The organism is Achromobacter anxifer (assembly GCF_903652925.1).
Lineage (GTDB): Bacteria > Pseudomonadota > Gammaproteobacteria > Burkholderiales > Burkholderiaceae_B > Achromobacter > Achromobacter anxifer.
On sequence record NZ_CAHLAR010000013.1, the window covers coordinates 22,515 to 39,609 of the forward strand.

The following is a 17,095-nucleotide window of genomic DNA, read 5'->3' on the forward strand; positions in this document are numbered from 1 at the left end:
CGGCCCTATTGGGCGACCGGGGTGCGCAGGGTCACGAACTCTTCGGCGGCGGTCGGATGGATGCCGATGGTTTCGTCAAACACCTGCTTGGTCGCGCCGGCCTTCAGCGCAATGGCGATGCCCTGCACGATTTCGCCGGCGTCCGGGCCCACCATGTGCACGCCCAGCACGCGGTCGGTCTTGGCGTCCACGATCAGCTTCATCAGGGTCTTTTCCTGCGACTCGGTCAGGGTCAGCTTCATGGGCCGGAAGCGGCTCTCGAACAGCTTGACCTCGTGGCCGGCCGCGCGCGCCTCTTCCGTGGTCATGCCCACCGTGCCGATGTTCGGCAGGCTGAACACCGCGGTCGGAATCAGCTGGTAGTCGACCTTGCGGTATTCCTCGGGACGGAACAGGCGCCGCGCCACGGCCATGCCTTCGGCCAGGGCCACGGGCGTCAGCGGCACCCGGCCGATCACGTCGCCGATGGCCAGGATGGAAGGCTCGGCCGTGCGGTACTCCTCGTCGACCTCGATGAAGCCGCCCTTGCCCAGCTTGACGGCGGTGTTCTCCAGCCCCAGGTTGTCCAGCATGGGCCGGCGGCCGGTGGCGTAGAACACGCAGTCGGCCTCGACCACGGAGCCGTCCTTCAGGGTCGCGGCCAGCGTGCCGTCGGCCTGCTTGTCGATACGCACGACCTCGGCGTTGAAGCGCAGGTCGATGCCCTTTTTCACCAGCTCGTCGCGCAGGTGCTCGCGCACGCCCTGGTCGAAGCCGCGCAGGAACAGCGGACCGCGATAGACCTGCGTGGTCTGCGCGCCCATGCCGTTGAAAATCGAGGCGAATTCGACCGCGATGTAGCCGCCGCCCACCACCAGCACGCGGCGCGGCAGTTGCTTCAGGAAAAAGGCCTCGTTCGAGGTGATCGCGTGTTCCTTGCCCGGGATGTCCGGCACCTGGGGCCAGCCGCCGGTCGCCACCAGGATATGGGCGGCGCTATAGGACTTGCCGTTGATCTCGACCGTGTGGGGATCCAGGATACGGGCGTGGCCTTCCAGCAGGGTCACGCCGCTATTGACCAGCAAATTGCGGTAAATGCCGTTAAGACGCTCGATCTCCCGATTCTTGTTCGCGATCAGCGCGGGCCAGTCGAAGCTGGGCTCGCCGGCGCTCCAGCCAAAACCGCGCGCCTGCTCGAAGTCCTCGCTGTAGTGCGCGCCGTAGACCAGCAGCTTCTTGGGCACGCAGCCCACATTGACGCAGGTGCCGCCCAAATAGCGGCTTTCGGCCACCGCCACGCGCGCGCCGAAGCCCGCCGCGAAACGCGCGGCGCGCACGCCGCCAGAGCCCGCGCCGATCACAAACAGATCAAAATCGAATGCCATGGTGTTTCCTTCGCGTGCCCTTGCGGGTCCGCGTTCACTGTCCGGGAAAACCGTATTTAACACCACCCGGCGCCGGCGGCCGGCCGGGCGTCGTTTGCACAGGGCGGCAATTGCTATACAGTTTCCCGCAGGCCGGCCGCCCCGCGCCGCCCTACCCCTGGAGCAGATCCCATGTCGCTTGAAACCTGGCTGGCCTTCCTGGGCGCTTCCGCCCTCCTCGTGATGCTGCCCGGCCCCACCATACTCACCGTCATCAGCTACTCCATCGCGCAGGGCCGGCGCGCCCGCCTGCCTCTGGTGCTGGCCGTGGCGCTGGGCGACTCCACCGCCCTGCTGCTATCACTGCTGGGCCTGGGCGCCCTGCTGGCGGCGTCGGCCTTCTGGTTCACCGTGGTCAAGACGGTGGGCGGCCTGTACCTGCTGTACCTGGGCTTCAAGCTGCTGCGCGCCGGCGTCTCGCCCGCCACCTTGCCGGCCACGGCGTCGGGCTCGCGCTGGAAGCTGTTCGCCAACACCTACCTGGTGACCGCGCTGAACCCCAAGGGCATCATCTTCTTCGTGGCCTTCCTGCCGCAGTTCATCGATCCGGCGGGCGACGTGACGCGCCAGCTCTGGATCCTGTCGGCCACCTTCGTCGCCTGCGCCGGCATCAACGCCACGGCCTACGCCATTTTCGCGGGGTCGGCCCGGCGCCTGCTGGCGTCGCCCCGCGCCCAGCGCGGCTTCAACCTGGGCGGCGGCGCCCTGCTGTCCGCCGCCGGGATCTGGGCCTTGCTGGCGCGCCGGGTCTAGGCCGGAACAGCCGCTGCGTCCGGGCGGGGATGCCCGGGCCGCAACATCCAGGCCGCTGCCCGGCACCGGCTAGGGCAGCGCCGCGGACACCGCCTCCGGATCGATGCCGTAGCGGGCAATAGCCTCGGCCGCGCGCTCGCGCGGCATCAGGCCCTCGTCCGCCAGCGCCTTCAACGCCGCCTGCGCGATATGGCGCCGGTCCACCTCGAAATAGGCGCGCAGGGCCGCCCGCGTGTCGGACCTGCCGAAGCCATCGGTGCCCAATGTGATGTAGCGGCGGCCCGCCATGAACGGACGTATCTGTTCGGGCACCGTCTTCATGTAGTCGGTGGCCGCCACCACCGGGCCCTCGCTATCCGCCAGCGCCGTTTCGGCGTAGCCGCTGCGCGGCTCCTCAAGCGGATGGAGACGGTTCCAGCGCTCCGCTTCCTGGCCGTCGCGGCCCAGTTCCGAATAGCTGGTCACGCTCCAGACGTCGGCCGCCACGCCGAAATCCTGCCGCAGCATCTCGGCCGCGGCCAGGACTTCGCCCAGGATCGCGCCACTGCCCAGCAATTGCACCCGCAGCGCGCCGTCGCCACCGTCGCGCAGGCGGTACATGCCGCGCAGGATGCCTTCCTCCGCGCCCGCGGGCATGGGCGGATGCGCGGTCTTCTCGTTGATCAGCGTCAGGTAGTAGAAGACGTCTTCCTCCTCCTGGTACATGCGCCGCATGCCGTCCTGCACGATCACCGCGATTTCATAGGCATAGGCTGGGTCGTAGGCCACGCATGAAGGGATGACCGAGGCCAGCACGTGGCTATGGCCGTCGTCATGCTGCAGGCCCTCGCCTTCCAGCGTGGTGCGCCCGGACGTCGCGCCCAGCAGGAAGCCGCGCGCGCGGATGTCACCCGCCGCCCAGGCCAGGTCGCCCACGCGCTGGAAGCCGAACATGGAATAGAAGATGTAGAACGGAATGGTGGCCACGCCGTGCGTGCTGTGGGCGGTGGCGGCCGCGATCCACGAGGCCATCGCGCCCGATTCATTGATGCCTTCCTGCAGGATCTGGCCTCGGCGGTCCTCGCGGTAGACGCTGAGCTGGTCGGCGTCCTGCGGCGTGTACAGCTGCCCCACGTGCGAATAGATGCCCACCTGCCGGAACATGCCGTCCATGCCGAAGGTACGCGACTCGTCGGGCACGATGGGCACCACGCGCTGGCCGATGGCCGGGTCCTTGAGCAATTGCGCCAGCACCCGCACGAAGGCCATGGTGGTCGAGAATTCGCGCCCGTCGCTGCCCTTCAGATGCGCGGCGAAAGCCTCCAGCGGCGGCGTGGCCAGCGGGCCGGGACCGGCCGGCCGCTGCGGCAGATGGCCGCCGGCGCGCGCGATCGCGGCGTCGAAATAAGCCTGCTCGGCACTGCCGGACGCGGGCTTGATGTAGGGAATCTGCTCCAGCTGATCGTCGGGCACCGGGATGGCGAAGCGGTCGCGGAAGGCGCGCACGGCCGGATCCGCCATCTTCTTCTGCTGGTGGTTGGTATTGGCCGCCTCGCCCGCCGCGCCCATGCCATAGCCCTTGACCGTCTTGGCCAGGATGACGGTGGGCTGGCCGCGATGGGCCAGCGCCGCGGCGTAGGCGGCGTAGACCTTGGCCGGGTCATGGCCGCCGCGGTTCAGCGCGCCGATCTCCTCGTCGCTCAGGTGCGCCACGCGCTCCAGCAGCACCGGATCGGCGCCGAAGAAATGCTCGCGCACATAGGCGCCGCCGCGCGCCTTGAACACCTGGTACTCGCCATCCACGCATTGCATCATGCGGCGCCGCAGGCGGCCGTCATGGTCCTGCGCCAACAGCGCGTCCCAGCCCGCACCCCAGATCACCTTGATGACGTTCCAGCCGGCGCCGCGATACACGCTTTCCAGTTCCTGGATGATCTTGGCGTTGCCGCGCACCGGTCCGTCCAGACGCTGCAGATTGCAGTTCACCACGAAGATCAGGTTGTCCAGCTTTTCACGGCCGGCCATCGCCACCGCCGCCAGCGTCTCGGGCTGGTCCTGTTCGCCGTCGCCCAGAAAGCCCCAGACCTTGCGGCCCTGCGCGGGGATCAGTTCGCGGTCCTCCAGGTAGCGCATGTAGCGCGCCTGGTAGGCGGCCATCAGCGGCCCCAGCCCCATCGACACCGTCGGGAACTGCCAGAAGCCGGGCATGGTGCGCGGATGGGGATAGGACGCCAGGCCGCCGCCGTCCGTCTCGCGACGGAAGCGGTCGAGTTCGGCCTCGGAGATGCGGCCTTCCAGATAGGCGCGCGCGTAGATGCCGGGCGCGGAGTGCCCCTGGATGTACAGCATGTCGCCCAGGAAGTCCGGCCTGGCCGCGCGGAAGAAATGCCGGTAGCCGGTTTCGTACAGCGTGGTGGCCGAGGCGTAGGTGGCGATGTGCCCGCCCACGCCCGAGGTCTTGCCCGCGCGCAGCACCATGGCCATGGCGTTCCAGCGCAGATAGGCGTCCAGCCGCAGCTCGATGCCCAGGTCGCCCGGAAACACGTACTGCTGTGCAGGACTGATGGTGTTCACGTAGGGCGTGGCCTTGGGCGCCGCATAGCCGCCATTGCCGGAGCGGTCCTGGCCGATCAGCTGATCCAGCAGGTAGTGCGTGCGCGGGCGGCCCTCGTGGGAAAGCACGGCCTGCATGGCTTCCAGCCATTCCAGGGTTTCCTGAGGGTCGGCGTCGGTCGGTTCTATCGGGGTATCCATGGCGTCCTCCTGGTGGGCGCGAAGGCGGCGTCCCGGTAGGTTCGGCCGCCGTCATTTCGCATTGTGAATTGCAATTGCATCATGTGCAATTGCAATCGTATGGAGGAATTTTAATAATTGCAAGTGCAACTATTAACGCCTTGGACGCCGGCCTTCCGCGCTAGCGCGACGCAGCCATCATGTATTCCACCGCGGCCCGCAGCGTGGGTTCGTCCGCGGACGAACCGCCGCGCGGCGGCATGGCGCCCTTGCCCTTGAGCACGGTTGCCAGCAAGGCGTCCGCGCCCTGCGCGATGAAGGGCGACCAGGCCTGCCGGTCACCCAGCCTGGGCGCATTGGCGACTCCGCTGGCGTGGCACACGACACAGGCGGACTTGTAGAGCTTTTCGCCCGCCGGGTTGACGGCGGCCAGCGTCTGCGCGCCCGCTTGCGCGAGGGGCAGGCTCGCCAGCACGGCGGCGAATGCATATCGATGAAGTTGGGACATGGCCAAGACCTCTTCAGCGCGGGATCGGACCCGGCGCCTTGATCTGCTTCATCAAGTCGTCGTTCCATTTGCCTTCGACCTTGATATGCCCGGCCGCGCCCAGCTCGAAGGCCTCGATCAGGTTGTGGTTCAGGTAGGCATAGACGCCGGGCTGCTTGAAGGTGTAGAGCGCCGCGCCCGCGGAGCCGCCGCGGATGAACCAGGTTTCCAGGTCTCTTTGCGGCGGATTGGCGAACTTGCCGGTCTCCCAGACCCAGTCGCCGTGGCCCCCGATCAGGTGCGGACGGGTGTCGCGATTGGCCTGCGAATGGATCAGCAGCACCGTCTCGCCCACCTTGGCCTTGAGCGCGTTATCGCCCGTCAGGGCCCCGACCTTGCCGTTGAAGACGATGTGCGACGGCGTCAGCGTGCGCATGACTTCCACCGTGTCGCCATAGCTTTCCGCCAGGGTGGCGTAATCCTTGTATTTGCCGTTCTGGTCCTTGGGGATGTACAGGTCGAACTCCCCGATCGTATAGGCGCGGTCGTAGCGCAGCGGCTTGCCCTGGGGATCCTTCAGGCCGTCCCGCGGCAACACCATCAACGTGCCGCTCATGCCCGCCACCACGTGCCAGGGCACCATGCCCTCGGGCGCACAGTGGTAGACGAAGGTGCCGCTGCGGTCTGCCTTGAAGCGCAGCGTGGCCTGCTCGCCCGGGTTCACGTTGGTGAGCTTGGCCCCGCCCAGCGCGCCAGTGGCCGCGTGGAAGTCCACGTTGTGCGGCATGGCGTTGGTCGCCGGATTGACCAGGGTCAGCTCGACGTAGTCGCCCTCGTGCACCACCAGGGTCGGACCGGGCATGGAACCGTTGAAGGTCATCGCCTGCAGGGTCGTGCCCTTGTCGTCGATGACCATCTTCTTTTCCTCGATGATCATCGTGAATTCGATCACCTTCGGGCCGGAACGGGCCACCTGCTCATGCGGGTGGACCATGGGCGGGGCGACCAGCGCGACCTTGGCGCGTTCCAGCTGATCGGCATTCTGGGCGGCGGCTGGGCCGCCCGCCATCGCGGCGATCAAGGCCATGGCAAGCAAGGTGGGGCGCAAAGCGTTCATGTGCAACTCCTCTTCCGGTTTCTGCTGAGCCGAGTCTGTCGGCAGTTCCATTGAAGGCCGGCCATCCCTTGCGTTCTTTGCTGTAGCGCAAACTTCGGACCAGCCTGCAGGCCGGCGCGCATTGCCGCCGCGCGGCCGCGGTGTCACCATCGGGACATGGACCCTCCCCATGCTTCCGAGCGGACCGCCGCCTCGTCGCCGCTGTGCCACGCCCTGCTGCGCAACCAGGATCTCTTCAGGCCCTTGTCCGATGCACAGCTGGACGCCGCGCTGCGCGGCGCCACCCCTTGCCGCCTGGAAGCCGGCGCGCTGGCCTACCGCCAGGGCGCCGCGGCCGCGCACTTCTTCGTGTTGCTGCACGGCTGCCTGAAAGTGGCGCAGCTGACGCCGGAAGGCGAACAGGTGGTGGTGCGCTACGTGCATCCCGGTGACCTGTTCGGACTGGCTTGCGCCATGCGCCAGCCGCGCTATCCCGCCACGGTCCAGGCCGTGCAGGAAAGCGTCTGCCTGGCGTGGCCGGCAGCGGCCTGGGAACGCTTCATCGCCTGTCATCCCCAACTGGGCGCAGCCGCGCTGCAAACCATGGGACAGCGCCTGCAGGACGCCCACGTCCGCATCCAGGAGCTGTCCACCGACGAAGTCGAACAGCGGGTCGCGCGCGCCATCCTGAGGCTGGTGCGGCAAGCGGGCCAACCCATGCAGGACGGCATAGGCATAGGTTTTCCCATCACCCGCCAGGACATCGCCGAAATGACCGGCACCACCTTGCACACGGTCAGCCGGCTGCTCAGCGACTGGAAGCAGCGCGGCATCGTGTCGGCGGGACGCAAGCGCGTAGTGCTGCGTACGCCCGCCGCCCTGGAGCGCCTGGGCGAACACGCCGCGCCCGCCATGGACTGCTCGGCCTGCCTGTCCTGTCGCCACGGCTCGCCGGCCGCGGACGATGCGCCCCCCGAGCAGACGCCCATGGAGGCCAGCGCGTAGCGGCAGGCGCGCCCTAACCGGGTTCCAGCACCAGCCGCAAGCCCAGGTTCGCGGGCGGCACGCCCACCGAACAGGCCCCGCCCTTTGGATCGCGAATGAAGTCCGGCAGGTAGGCGATGTGCCTGCCAGCCGCGACGCGTATGCCGCAGTTGCGGCTTTCCTGCTCTTGCGCCGCGCGGGCGCCAGCGCCTTCCCGCAGCCCGTCCAGCACGCGCCGCGCATGGCAATCCTCGGTCCAGTCCCACACGCTGCCCGCCATGTCCATCAGGCCGGCGCGGTTGCGGCCATGGGCGCCGAACGCGCGCACCGTGGCGTCGCCCTGCGCGCCGCGGCGGCTCTGCTGTTCGTATTCGGCCAGCCAGCGCTGCGCGGGGTCGCCGTCGTCGGGCAAGGCCGGCAAGGCGTCTTCGCGATAGGCTTCGCCCGCCGCGTAGATCCATTCGGCATAGCTGGGCAGGCGCAAGCGCCGGCCGGTGCGCTCGGAGATCCATGCGGCATAGGCTGAAGCGTCGGACCAGCTGATCCCGACCGCTGGCAGGTCAGGCGCCGCCGCGCTCCGTTGCGCCGGGTCCAGCGCCTTGCAGCCGCCCGCACGCACGCAGGCCGCATACTCGGCCTGGCTGACCTGCCGCGTCATGATGGCCAGACCATCCGGATAGCGCGCGATGCGGGCCGCGGGCGTGGCGGGATAGCCGTTGCGCAGGACCTCGCCCGGCGGCACGTAGCTCACCGCGCCCGGCGGCAGGCGCGTGACGTCCGGCAAGGCAGGACGGGCCCCATCCTGGGGCCCGCAAGCAGTCAACAGCAATGCAATGATGGCGGTCGGCAGGATGCGCATGCGACGGTGCTCCGGAATGCCCGCGCCGGTCGGCGCGGGCTCGATTCCATTGGACCGGCTGCGGCGGTCTGGCTCTTTGCGCTGAAACAAAGAGCCAGGCGCTTGCCTGGCGTCCCGCGGCGCGGCAACGTGGCCGCGCATTCGCGGACCCAGCGCTAGCCGCGCGCCGCCTTGGCCTGCAGCCTCGGCTCGGCCTGCGCGGGCTTGCCGCTCAGGAGGCCCAGGATCACCTGCATCACGATGGCCAACGCGCCCAGCAGGAACACCACGTCGCCGAAGGTGCGGCCCCAGCGCAGGTTCCGCAGCAGCTCCTGCTGCATGAAGCCTTCGCTGCGGGCGTACCACATGCCTTCGCTGATGCTGGCGTGGAACTGGATCAGGCCCACCGGCAGCAGGCTGGTGAAGATCATCAGCGCCAGCCCCAGGTTCATGCCCCAGAACGCCAGCTTCATCAGGCCCGGGCTCAGCGCGTACTGCGGCCGGATGTAGCGCAGCACCAGCAGGGTGAAGCCCAGCGCCAGGAAGCCGTACACGCCGAACAGGGCCGCATGCGCGTGCACCGGCGTCGTGTTCAAGCCCTGGATGTAGTACAGCGAGACAGGCGGGTTGATCATGAAGCCGAAGACGCCCGCGCCCAGCATGTTCCAGAAGGCCACGGCCACGAAGCACATCAGCGGCCACCTCAGCTTTTCCATCCAGGGCGCGCGGGTCTTCAAGCGCCAGTTCTCCCAGGCCTCGTGCCCCAGCACGATCAGAGGCACCACTTCCAGCGCCGAGAAGCTGGCGCCGACCGCCATGACGGGCGTGGTGGTGCCGGCAAAGTACAGGTGATGGAAGGTGCCCGGTATGCCGCCCAGCATGAACAGCGAGGCCGAGGCCAGGCTGGCGGTGGTGGCCATGCGGCGCGACACCAGGCCCAGCGTGGAAAAGATGAAGGCCAGCGCCGTGGTCGCGAAGACTTCGAAGAAGCCTTCCACCCACAGGTGCACGATCCACCAGCGCCAGTACTCCATCACCGTCAGGTGGGTGCGTTCGCCGTAGAAGAAGCCCGCGCCGTAGAACAGGCCGATGGCGCCCACCGAGGCCGTCAGGAGCGCCAGCAGGTTCTTGTCGCCGCCCGGCGTGCGCAGCGCCGGCACGATGCCGCGCAGCATCAGCACCAGCCAGAAGCAGATGCCCGCGAACTTGCCGATCTGCCACAAACGGCCCAGGTCGACGTATTCATAGCCCTGGTGGCCCAGCCAGAAGTTCAGGTCCGGCGGCATGATCTGCGCGATCGCCAGATAGTTGCCGGTGAACGAGCCGACCACCACCAGCACCAGGGCCCAGAACAGGATATCGACGCCGGCCTTCTGGAATTTCGGGTCGCGTCCGCCATTGATCAGCGGCGCCAGGAACAGGCCCGCGGCCAGGAAGCCCGTGGCGATCCAGAACAGCGCGCTCTGGATGTGCCAGGTGCGCACCAGCGAATACGGGAACCACTGCGACACGTCGATACCGTAGAACTTCTGTCCTTCGACGGTGTAGTGCGCCGTGAAGGCGCCCAGCAGCACCTGGAAGCCGAACAGCGCCACGACCAGGAACAGGTACTTGCCCAGGGCGCGCTGCGACGGCGTCAGGGCGAAGGTGGTGAGCGGATCCTTGGCGGGCGCCTGCGGCTCGTCGTCTTCCTTGCCGCGCAGGAAGGCCCAGGCCCAGACCAAGAGGCCGACGCCCGCCAGCAGCACCACCACGCTGATGATGGACCACATGACGTTCTCGGCGCTGGGCACGTTGTCGATCAGCGGTTCATGCGGCCAATTGTTGGTGTAGGTGACGGCCTTGCCCGGACGCTCGGTTGCCGCCGCCCACGCCGTCCAGAAGAAGAAGCGCGTGAGCTGGGTGCGGCGCGCGGCGTCGGGCAAGGTGTTTTCCTTCATCGCGAAACTCTCGCGGCTGCCGTGCAGCGCGGGCGCGTCGGAAAACAGCTGGTCGTAATAGGCGGCGGTCTGCGCCATGGCGAGCGCGCGCCGCGGACTCACCGCCAGCGTGTCGGTCGCCTCGTCGCTGCGGTTGGCGCGGTATTCCGCCTTCAGGTCGGCGCGCAGCCCGGCCTGGGCGCGCGCGTCCAGCTGCGCATAGTCCTTGCCGTACTGCTCGCGCGCGGCCAGGTCCAGCCACGCCGCCAGTTCGCGGTGCAGCCAGTCGGCCGTCCAGTCCGGAGCCTGGTAGGCGCCGTGGCCCCAGACCGATCCCAGCTGCATGCCGCCGACCGATTGCCAGGCCGTCTGGCCGTCCAGGATGTCGTCGCGCCCGAACAGGGGTTTGCCGTCGGTCGTCACGACCTGCCCGGGAATGGGCGGCGCCTGGCGGTAGACCTCGCCGCCATAGAAGCCCAGCAATGCGAACGTGACCGCCAGTACGGCGATCAAGGTGAACCATAATTTCCGATACGGACCCATGATGGGAACGCCCTCCAGTGTTGCGGTTTTGGGGTACGTACCCAGATGCGAATTCCGTGCCAGGAAAAAAGCGATTCAAATCATGAGCTTGAAATCACCGGGGTGGATTTGACCGCAGCCGGCCAGGGTATAAATGACTTGAGCAGGGTTGTTTGGACCATCAAACAGGCGCCGAAGGCGGCGCCAGCCTCTTACAATCCCTGGCTGCATTCCCGCACTTTTTCAAAGGAACCGACCGCATGGCCACGGGCAAGCCCGATGCGTGGAGCCTCTTCCTGACCGCGCATGCGCTGGTGGTGGAAGAAATCGAAAAACGCCTGGCGGCCGCCGGCCTGCCGCCGCTGGCCTGGTATGACGCGCTGTGGGCGCTGGAACGCGCGCCGGGCGGCAGCGCCCGCATGTTCGAGATCGCCGAGCGCATGGTGATCGCGCGCTACAACCTGACGCGCCTGATGGACCGCATCGAGGCCGAGGGCCTGGTCGAGCGCTTCCGCTCGGACGAGGACCGCCGCGCCACCTACGCCCGTCTCACGCCCAAGGGGCGCGCGCTGCGGCGCGAGATGTGGAAGGTCTACGGCCCCGCCGTGGACGAGCTGTTCCTGTCGCGGCTGCCGCAGGCGCAGCAGGACGCCATGGCGGCCAGCTTCCTGGACATCGCCCGCCACGTGCGCGCCTCCAACAAGGAGTCCGTTGAATGAGCGCCGCCCCGCTGCACGTCGGCATCGTCGCCTGCTCCTCCGAAGGCGCGGCGCTGTGCTACCGCACCCTGTGCGCGGAAGGCGCGGCTCGCCTCGGGCCGCATGCCCACCCCGAGATTTCACTGCACACGCATTCGCTGGCGGACTACGTGGCCTGCCTGGACCGCGCCGACCTGGCCGGCGTGGGCGCGCTGATGCTGTCCTCGGCGGACAAGCTGGCGCGCGCGGGCGCGGATTTCCTGATCTGCCCCGACAACACCATCCACCAGGCGCTGGGCCATGTATTGCCGCAATCGCCCCTGCCCTGGCTGCACATCGCCGAGGAAGTCGCGGCCGAGGCCCGCGCCCGCGGCTATCGCCGCATCGGCATCCTGGGCACGCGCTGGCTGGTGGACAGCAGCGTCTATCCGGACAAGCTGGAAGCGCAGGGCCTGCAATGGCTGCGGCCGTCCGAGGAAGACCGCGACACGCTGGCCCGCGTCATCATGGACGAGCTGGTGTACGGCGTATTCAAGCCCGAATCGGTGGCCCGGCTGCAGGCCGTGATCGCCCGCCTGCGCGAGGCCGGCTGCGACGCCGTGGTGCTGGGATGCACCGAATTGCCGCTGGTGCTGGACGACCGCAATTCCGCCTTGCCGACGCTGGATTCGACCCGCATTCTCGCGCGCGCGGCGCTCGGGCGCGCCCTGCGGTCTGTCTGAGCCGGGCTCGCCTCAGCCGGGTCCGCCTGAGCCAGGTTCGCCTGCCCCGGGTTCGCCTGCCCCCGCCCTTCAGATCTGATCCAGGCCGTACTGGCGCAGGCGCTCCAGATCCAGCACCTTGATCTGGTTGTAGGCCAGCGCCAGGATCCCCAGGTCAGCCAGCGCCTGCAAGGCCTGGTTGACCCGCTGGCGCGACAGGCCCGTCAAATAGCCTAGTTCTTCCTGCGATATCGCCAGCGTCAGGTCGGTGGACGGGTACAGCTGCGGGTTGAACAGCTGCGCCAGGGATTGCGCCACTCGCGCGTCCGCGTCCAGCAAACGGTGGTTCTGGATGGAGGCGATGAACTCGCCCATGCGGTTGTTCAACTGGCCGATGACGAAATGCGAGAACGGCAGGCTGGCCGCCAGCAGCGCATGAAAGGTGGCCGTGGGCACCTGCAACACCAGGGACGGCTGGATCGCCACCACGTCGTACTTGCGCAGCTCGCGCTTGATGACGCTGCCCTCGCCGAACCAGCCTCCTGGCGGCACTCCCGAAAACGTGCAGCTGCGGCCCGACTCGTTATAGATGGCCAGCTTCAGCAGGCCCGAATGCACGCCCAGCCAATGGTCCGAGGGCGCGTTGCGCCGCGCGATCCAGGCGCCGTTGGCGGCGTGGTCGGCGCGCGCAGTGGCCAGCACCAGGTCCTGGTGGCGGGCCTCCAGCGCGGCGTACCAGGCGCAGGCCTCGAACAGGCCGGCCAGCTCCGCGGCGGAAACGGTGTTTGAAACGTCGGACATGGAAATTACCGTGTAAAACTGGGGGATACTAGGCTTGCCGGGCGTCTGTCATGCAGGCGACAGACAGCATTTTCGGCCCCACCGTAAGCTAGGGCAAGCGACGGGGATCAAACGCCCCGCATACGGATAAGGGACGCCGGCGCGTCCCGACAGGAGACAAGCATGAGCGGTATGTTCGATAGCGGCCTTGCGCGCCGCGACGCCAACTACGAAGCCCTGACCCCGGTGGACTTCATCGCCCGCGCGGCGCAGGTCTACGGGCAGCGGCTGGCCATCGTCCACGGCAAGGTGCGGCGCAACTGGGCCCAGACCTACGAGCGCGCCCAGCGCCTGGCCGGCGCCCTGGCGCAGGCCGGCATCAAGCACGGCGACACCGTCGCCGTGATGCTGCCCAACATTCCCGCCATGGTCGAGGCGCACTTCGGCGTGCCCATGCTGGGCGCCGTGCTCAATACCCTGAACACCCGCCTGGACACGCCCAGCGTGCTGTTCATGCTGGGCCACGGCGAAGCGCAGGCGCTGATCGTGGACACCGAATACGCCGAGCTCGCGCAACGCGCCCGGGCCGAGTTTCCGCATCTGAAGCTGATCTCGGTGCACGACCTGGACAGCGCCCCGGCCGAGCTGCCCGGCGCGGTCGACTACGAAGCCTTCCTGGCCGGCGCGCCAGCCAGCTACGACTGGAAGCCGCCCGCCGACGAATGGGACGCCATCGCGCTGAACTACACGTCCGGCACCACCGGCGACCCCAAGGGCGTGGTCTACCACTACCGCGGCGCCTACCTGAACGCCATCAGCAACATCCTGGAATGGGACATGCCCAAGCATGCGGTCTATCTGTGGACCCTGCCGCTGTTCCACTGCAACGGCTGGTGCTTCGCCTGGACGGTGGCGGCGCGCGCCGGGGTCAACGTGTGCCTGCGCAAGTTCGACCCGCAGACCGTGTTCGACCTGATCCGCGCCGAAGGCGTCACCCACTATTGCGGCGCGCCCATCGTGCAAAGCGCGCTGGCCAACGCGCCGGCCGAAATGCGCGCCGGCATCGACCATACCGTGCGCACCATGGTGGCGGGCGCCGCGCCCGCGCCGGCCGTCATCGCCAAGATGCGCGACATCGGCTTCGAGCTGACCCACGTGTACGGCCTGACCGAAGTCTACGGACCGGCCGCCGTCTGCGCCCGCCAGGAAGCCTGGGACGCGCTGGACGAGGAAGAGCGCGCATTGCGCAACGCGCGCCAGGGCGTGCGCTATCACCTGCAGGCCGGCGTGTCCGTGCGCAATCCCGAGACCATGGAGGAAGTGCCGCCCGACGAGCAGACCATCGGCGAGGTCATGTTCCGCGGCAACATCTGCATGAAGGGCTATCTGAAGAACGAGCGCGCCACCGAACAGGCTTTCGCCGGCGGCTGGTTCCACACCGGCGACCTGGGCGTGATGACGGCCGACGGCTATGTGCGCATCAAGGACCGCAGCAAGGACATCATCATTTCCGGCGGCGAGAACATCTCCAGCATCGAGGTGGAGGACGCGCTCTACCGCCACCCCGCCGTGGCGGCGGTGGCCGTGGTGGCCATGCCCGATCCCAAATGGGGCGAGACGCCCTGCGCCTTCGTCGAGCTAAAGCCAGGCTGCAGCGCCACCGAAGAAGAAATCATCGCGCACTGCAAGCTGCTGTTGCCCGGCTTCAAGGTGCCGCGCGCGGTGCGCTTCGGCGAACTGCCCAAGACCTCCACCGGCAAGATCCAGAAATTCGAACTGCGCGCCGCCGTCGGCGCGACCAAGGCCATCGACGTGGCCGGTTCCGGCAAGAAGACCGGCTGAATCCCACGTCCCCCAATCCCATCCAGGAGCTCCGACGCCATGACGTACCAAGCCCCCGTGAAAGACATGCTGTTCGTGTTGAACCATCTTGCCGGCCTGCCGCAAGTCGCCACGCTGCCGGGTTTCGAGGAAGCCACGCCCGACACCACCCAGGCCGTGCTGGAGGAATCCGCGCGCTACGCCGGCGACGTGCTGGCCCCGCTGAACCATCCCGCCGACCGCGAGCCCAGCGCCTGGCGCGACGGCGCCGTGACCACCTCGCCGGGCTTCAAGGACGCCTTCCGCCTGTACGCCGAAGCCGGCTGGCAAGGCATGACGCATCCCGTCGAATACGGCGGCCAGGGCCTGCCGGGCCTGATCGGCTCGCCCTGCTCCGAAATGCTGAACGCCGCCAACCTGTCGTTCGCGCTGTGCCCGCTGCTGACCAATGGCGCGATCGAGGCGCTGCTGACGGCCGGCTCGGCCGAGCTGAAGGAACGCTACATCGGCCCCATGATCTCCGGGCAATGGACCGGCACCATGAACCTGACCGAGCCGCAGGCGGGCTCCGACCTGGCCATGATCCGCTCGCGCGCGCAGCCCGCGGGCGACGGCACCTACCGGATCTCCGGCACCAAGATCTTCATCACCTACGGCGAACACGATCTGGCCGAGAACATCCTGCACCTGGTGCTGGCGCGCCTGCCCGACGCGCCCGAAGGCGTCAAAGGCATTTCGCTGTTCCTGGTGCCCAAGTTCCTGGTCAATGGGGACGGCACGCTGGGCGCGCGCAACGACGTGCATTGCGTGTCCATCGAACACAAGCTGGGCATCAAGGCCAGCCCCACCAGCACCCTGCAATTCGGCGACGCGGGCGGCGCGCTGGGCTACCTGGTCGGCCAGGAAAACCGCGGCCTGGACGCCATGTTCATCATGATGAACGCCGCCCGCTACGCGGTCGGCGTGCAGGGCGTGGCCATCGCCGACCGCGCCCACCAGCACGCGCTGGCCTATGCTGCCGAACGCGTGCAGAGCCGCCCGGTGGACGGCTCGTCCAAGGACGCGGTGCCCATCATCCAGCACCCCGATGTGCGCCGCATGCTGGGCACGATGCGCGCGCTGACCGAGGCCGGCCGCGCGCTGGCCTACTACACCGCGGGCCACGCCGACCTGGCGCACGCCAGCCCCGACGCCGAAGCCCGCCGGCGCCATCTGGCCGTGCAGGAATACCTGGTGCCCATCGTCAAGGGCTGGTGCACCGAGATGTCCATCGACGTGGCCAGCCTGGGCGTGCAGGTGCACGGCGGCATGGGCTTCATCGAGGAGACCGGCGCGGCGCAGTACTACCGCGACGCGCGCATTCTCACCATTTACGAAGGCACCACGGCGATCCAGGCGAATGACCTGGTGGGCCGCAAGACCCTGCGCGACGGCGGCGCCGTCGCCCGCGCCCTGCTGGCCGAGGTCGGCAAGACCGAAGCCGCGCTGGAAGCCCGCAGCGAGCCCGCCGCCCGCCTGATGCTGACGCCGCTGCGCCAGGCCCGCGCGGCCCTGGCGGACGCGGTCGATTTCGTCCTGGCCAACGCCGCCAAGCGCCCCAACGCGGTGTTCGCCGCGGCAGTTCCCTATCTGCTGCTGGCGGGCACCACCCTGGCCGGCTGGCAGATGGCCCGCGCGCTGCTGGCCAGCCTGGACCTGCGCCAGGAAGACCCGGCCTTCCATGACGCCAAGATCGCCACGGCGCAGTGCTACGCGTTGCATAAGTTGAGCCAGGCTGCGGGGTTGGCGGCGGTGGTGCTCGGGTCGGGGGAGTATGAGGTGCAGCCGTAGCTATCTATGGTGTGCTGCGGGTCCTTGCGTGGGGTTCGTTCCGTCAGAGGTCTCGCTGGTCCGTAGTTTCTTGGTCGCGTTCCAGTGCTTCGTAGGCCGCCCGTCGGCGCGGGCGGCTGAGTGGCGGGCGCCCACGATTGCGGTCCGGAGCCTTCGCTCCGGACTTCCCCCTTGTCATCCTCGTCCAGGCCTACGGCCTTCCCTTCGGATTCCCTCGGGCGCATCGAGGTTGCCCGCCACTCAGCCGCCCGCGCCGACGGGCTACTTAAGTCTTGGCCTGATGCGCTGCTGGAGCCGTGGTCGGGGACGAGTCTTGGGCTGCCCGTAATTCTCGGCCGCGCGGGCGGCCGACAATTACATACGTGATTTCTTTGATTTCTATTGCGTTCGCTTGCGCGAATGCGGTGAGTGGTTTGCTAATGATGCCCGGCTCATCGGGGGTGGGCGGTGATGGGTGGCGCGCAGCGTCATCGCGTGACGCAAGACACTGCGTAAGCCCCAAAAGGCCGCCCGCGCGGCCGGCCTGGGGCGGGCCCCGCAAGACTCTCCGC

The 17,095-nt window shown here is 68.2% G+C and carries 13 protein-coding genes; 6 read left to right on the top strand and 7 right to left on the bottom strand.

The window, feature by feature from the left end:
• Window positions 1-5: 5 nt before the first annotated feature.
• Window positions 6-1,364: a glutathione-disulfide reductase gene (gene gorA, locus HWY37_RS29595; protein WP_175210285.1), complete on the bottom strand. Its 1,359-nt coding sequence runs from the start codon at window positions 1,362-1,364 to the stop codon at window positions 6-8.
• A gap of 171 nt (window positions 1,365-1,535) precedes the next feature.
• Here gorA and HWY37_RS29600 point away from each other — a divergent pair, with 171 nt between their 5' ends.
• Window positions 1,536-2,156, top strand: a complete 621-nt coding sequence (locus tag HWY37_RS29600) for a LysE family translocator (protein WP_175210283.1) — start codon at window positions 1,536-1,538, stop codon at window positions 2,154-2,156.
• Between the two features lie 69 nt (window positions 2,157-2,225).
• On the opposite strand, the gene aceE is transcribed toward HWY37_RS29600, so the two are convergent.
• The 3 genes from aceE to nirK all read right to left on the bottom strand — a co-directional run bounded on the left by aceE (window position 2,226) and on the right by nirK (window position 6,472).
• A complete protein-coding gene (gene aceE, locus HWY37_RS29605) occupies window positions 2,226-4,889 on the bottom strand; it encodes a pyruvate dehydrogenase (acetyl-transferring), homodimeric type (protein WP_176090450.1) in 2,664 nt (887 codons plus the stop codon).
• Window positions 4,890-5,049: 160 nt separating this feature from the next.
• Window positions 5,050-5,376, bottom strand: a complete 327-nt coding sequence (locus HWY37_RS29610) for a c-type cytochrome (RefSeq protein WP_175210279.1) — start codon at window positions 5,374-5,376, stop codon at window positions 5,050-5,052.
• Window positions 5,377-5,389: 13 nt separating this feature from the next.
• Entirely contained in the window at window positions 5,390-6,472 is a 1,083-nt protein-coding gene (gene nirK / locus HWY37_RS29615; RefSeq protein WP_176090451.1) for a copper-containing nitrite reductase, read from the bottom strand.
• A 156-nt stretch (window positions 6,473-6,628) separates the two neighbouring features.
• On the opposite strand from nirK, the gene HWY37_RS29620 reads away from it, so the two are divergent.
• Window positions 6,629-7,456: a Crp/Fnr family transcriptional regulator gene (locus HWY37_RS29620; RefSeq protein WP_175210275.1), complete on the top strand. Its 828-nt coding sequence runs from the start codon at window positions 6,629-6,631 to the stop codon at window positions 7,454-7,456.
• A gap of 13 nt (window positions 7,457-7,469) precedes the next feature.
• Here HWY37_RS29620 and HWY37_RS29625 read toward each other — a convergent pair whose 3' ends face one another.
• On the bottom strand, window positions 7,470-8,294 hold the full coding sequence (locus tag HWY37_RS29625; RefSeq protein ID WP_175210273.1) for a formylglycine-generating enzyme family protein: 825 nt from the start codon (window positions 8,292-8,294) through the stop codon (window positions 7,470-7,472).
• A 155-nt stretch (window positions 8,295-8,449) separates the two neighbouring features.
• Entirely contained in the window at window positions 8,450-10,735 is a 2,286-nt protein-coding gene (locus HWY37_RS29630) for a nitric-oxide reductase large subunit (RefSeq protein ID WP_175210264.1), read from the bottom strand.
• Between the two features lie 239 nt (window positions 10,736-10,974).
• Between HWY37_RS29630 and HWY37_RS29635 the strand changes: the two genes are divergently transcribed.
• Window positions 10,975-11,433 (top strand): MarR family winged helix-turn-helix transcriptional regulator, encoded by a 459-nt coding sequence (locus HWY37_RS29635; protein WP_175210262.1) that lies wholly within the window; start codon window positions 10,975-10,977, stop codon window positions 11,431-11,433.
• Window positions 11,430-12,134 (top strand): aspartate/glutamate racemase family protein, encoded by a 705-nt coding sequence (locus tag HWY37_RS29640; protein ID WP_176090452.1) that lies wholly within the window; start codon window positions 11,430-11,432, stop codon window positions 12,132-12,134. Before HWY37_RS29635 ends, HWY37_RS29640 begins: the two co-directional genes overlap by 4 nt.
• Before the next feature lie 69 nt (window positions 12,135-12,203).
• Here the strand turns inward: HWY37_RS29640 and HWY37_RS29645 are convergent, their stop codons facing one another.
• Window positions 12,204-12,914: a Crp/Fnr family transcriptional regulator gene (locus HWY37_RS29645; RefSeq protein WP_176090453.1), complete on the bottom strand. Its 711-nt coding sequence runs from the start codon at window positions 12,912-12,914 to the stop codon at window positions 12,204-12,206.
• A 162-nt stretch (window positions 12,915-13,076) separates the two neighbouring features.
• Between HWY37_RS29645 and HWY37_RS29650 the strand changes: the two genes are divergently transcribed.
• Complete coding sequence (locus HWY37_RS29650) at window positions 13,077-14,735, top strand: acyl-CoA synthetase (RefSeq protein WP_175210256.1); 1,659 nt, start codon at window positions 13,077-13,079, stop codon at window positions 14,733-14,735.
• A 39-nt stretch (window positions 14,736-14,774) separates the two neighbouring features.
• The gene (locus HWY37_RS29655) at window positions 14,775-16,544 is read left to right on the top strand and encodes an acyl-CoA dehydrogenase (protein ID WP_176090454.1); all 1,770 of its coding nucleotides are present in this window, start codon (window positions 14,775-14,777) and stop codon (window positions 16,542-16,544) included.
• The last annotated feature ends 551 nt before the right edge of the window (window positions 16,545-17,095 follow it).

Bases quoted from the DNA above. Each gene is read 5' to 3' on its own strand.
- HWY37_RS29650 (WP_175210256.1), top strand. From the start codon at position 13,077: ATGAGCGGTATGTTCGATAGCGGCCTTGCGCGCCGCGACGCCAACTAC.
- HWY37_RS29655 (WP_176090454.1), top strand. From the start codon at position 14,775: ATGACGTACCAAGCCCCCGTGAAAGACATGCTGTTCGTGTTGAACCAT.
- nirK (WP_176090451.1), bottom strand. From the start codon at position 6,472: ATGAACGCTTTGCGCCCCACCTTGCTTGCCATGGCCTTGATCGCCGCG.
- HWY37_RS29630 (WP_175210264.1), bottom strand. From the start codon at position 10,735: ATGGGTCCGTATCGGAAATTATGGTTCACCTTGATCGCCGTACTGGCG.
- HWY37_RS29620 (WP_175210275.1), top strand. From the start codon at position 6,629: ATGGACCCTCCCCATGCTTCCGAGCGGACCGCCGCCTCGTCGCCGCTG.
- HWY37_RS29635 (WP_175210262.1), top strand. From the start codon at position 10,975: ATGGCCACGGGCAAGCCCGATGCGTGGAGCCTCTTCCTGACCGCGCAT.
- aceE (WP_176090450.1), bottom strand. From the start codon at position 4,889: ATGGATACCCCGATAGAACCGACCGACGCCGACCCTCAGGAAACCCTG.
- HWY37_RS29640 (WP_176090452.1), top strand. From the start codon at position 11,430: ATGAGCGCCGCCCCGCTGCACGTCGGCATCGTCGCCTGCTCCTCCGAA.
- HWY37_RS29625 (WP_175210273.1), bottom strand. From the start codon at position 8,294: ATGCGCATCCTGCCGACCGCCATCATTGCATTGCTGTTGACTGCTTGC.
- gorA (WP_175210285.1), bottom strand. From the start codon at position 1,364: ATGGCATTCGATTTTGATCTGTTTGTGATCGGCGCGGGCTCTGGCGGC.
- HWY37_RS29645 (WP_176090453.1), bottom strand. From the start codon at position 12,914: ATGTCCGACGTTTCAAACACCGTTTCCGCCGCGGAGCTGGCCGGCCTG.
- HWY37_RS29600 (WP_175210283.1), top strand. From the start codon at position 1,536: ATGTCGCTTGAAACCTGGCTGGCCTTCCTGGGCGCTTCCGCCCTCCTC.
- HWY37_RS29610 (WP_175210279.1), bottom strand. From the start codon at position 5,376: ATGTCCCAACTTCATCGATATGCATTCGCCGCCGTGCTGGCGAGCCTG.